General features: G+C 50.7%; 2 protein-coding genes and 1 pseudogene. 2 read left to right on the forward strand and 1 reads right to left on the reverse strand.

Annotated features, from left to right (window positions below):
• Positions 1 to 559 (forward strand): annotated as a pseudogene (locus ABEH87_RS21610) (hypothetical protein); the annotation flags it as partial.
• Complete coding sequence (gene imm45, locus ABEH87_RS21615; protein ID WP_346579412.1) at positions 556 to 879, forward strand: Imm45 family immunity protein; 324 nt, start codon at positions 556 to 558, stop codon at positions 877 to 879. The pseudogene ABEH87_RS21610 and the gene imm45, both read left to right, overlap by 4 nt.
• 44 nt (positions 880 to 923) lie before the next feature.
• Here imm45 and ABEH87_RS21620 read toward each other — a convergent pair whose 3' ends face one another.
• Positions 924 to 1151, reverse strand: a complete 228-nt coding sequence (locus ABEH87_RS21620; RefSeq protein ID WP_346579413.1) for a SymE family type I addiction module toxin — start codon at positions 1149 to 1151, stop codon at positions 924 to 926.
• Positions 1152 to 1507: the final 356 nt, after the last annotated feature.

Consider the following 1507-nt stretch of genomic DNA (forward strand, 5'->3'; position numbering starts at 1 on the left):
CGGGGACAGTTACTGTGGTACAGCTCTTAATGATCTGGCCGGGAAGAATCAGACGGTAGCAGACAGCGTGAAAGCGCTGATGCAAAGCGAAACCTGGTCAGCAGTCGCCGACACAATCAAACAGGCGGCTGACGGAAATCAGGCGGCGCTGGAAGCCACGGGTGGGATGCTGGCGGGTATTATATTGCCGGGCAAGAAAGTGCCTGGGGTTGTTAAAGCAGTTGATCCAACCATCAAAATTGCCACCGGTATAACGGTTGGTGAATTTGAGTCCAGTCTGTTTAAACTCCCTCCGGGAGAGCGTGTTGCGATTGTAAAACAAACCGCTCCATCGGTAGCCTCTGCTCATGAAATGATTAAGGATAACAAGTTAACCAAAATGAATAACCGAGATGTTTATCGAGGCACAGATGGCAATTTATATGCTCTCGATACTCAGCATGGCCGTTTTGAAGTTGTTAGTCCTCAAGGGAAACACATTAAAGCAGTTAACTTTGCTATGAAGGAAATACCTGATAGTAAAGATAAATCTGGTGGACACAACTTGAGGATTAAATGATGGAATACATTAAATTAGTCAACTATCCGGGGAAGTCTATACGTCGGGGCCGAATATTCAGATTACCCGCAGTGTGGCCATATGAAAATATTGTAGATTTTATGGTAATAGATATGGCTCATACGCACGGTCTGGTTGTTTCATCAGGATTTAAGGCTGGGTCAATGCTGATCGAACTCCCACTAGAAAGTGCTTCTACGGAAGGTCATGCTTTAAGCACTGAGTGGATCATCAATAACTGGGCAAAATGGATCTATCCAGAATGCGCTGTAGAAGATGTTTATATCATTGATCAGTACACAGCAATGCCCATTGAATAAACAACGATCCCGGCTCAGTCGAGCCGGGATTTTTATTTTAACGATCAGCTACCGCCCCGCTTCTGCGGCTCTGCAATCATCCGGATAAACTCAGTCACCTGCCGCTGCTTGCGGGCCGACAGCTTACAGACCTTCCTCAGCGTCTGCATAATCTCCGGTTCCGCCTCCGGCTGCTGTGCCGTAATCACCAGGCAGCCCGCCATCACCCGCACGTCAATTTTCACCCCGGTATCAAACCCCGCCTGCTCCAGCCAGTCGCCCTTCAGGTTAATGCTGGGCCTCGCTTGCGCGGTGCGTTCTCCGCTTCTTCTCCCGGCAAGCCTTCCAGCGAAACTGAAAGGATCTTCGTCACAGCGGGTCGTACCGGGATCTGTATCCGCCTCCTGCCTGTTTGACTCGGTGCAGGAGCAGAGCGGACTGTTTGCGGGCAGCGGGGGTTATGACATCAGGGTGGGTGATCACACCCAACTGGACGGGGCGGTGATATCCTCGACGGGCGCGGCGGATAAAAATCGCCTGGATACCGGCACGCTGGGCTGGTCAGACATTGATAATCAGGCGCACTATAAAACCGAACATCAGAGCGCGGGCTTTAACAGCGGCGGTCCGGTAGGGTCTAATCTGCTAA

The organism is Erwinia sp. Eh17-17 (assembly GCF_039675725.1).
In the GTDB taxonomy this organism is placed as follows: domain Bacteria; phylum Pseudomonadota; class Gammaproteobacteria; order Enterobacterales; family Enterobacteriaceae; genus Erwinia.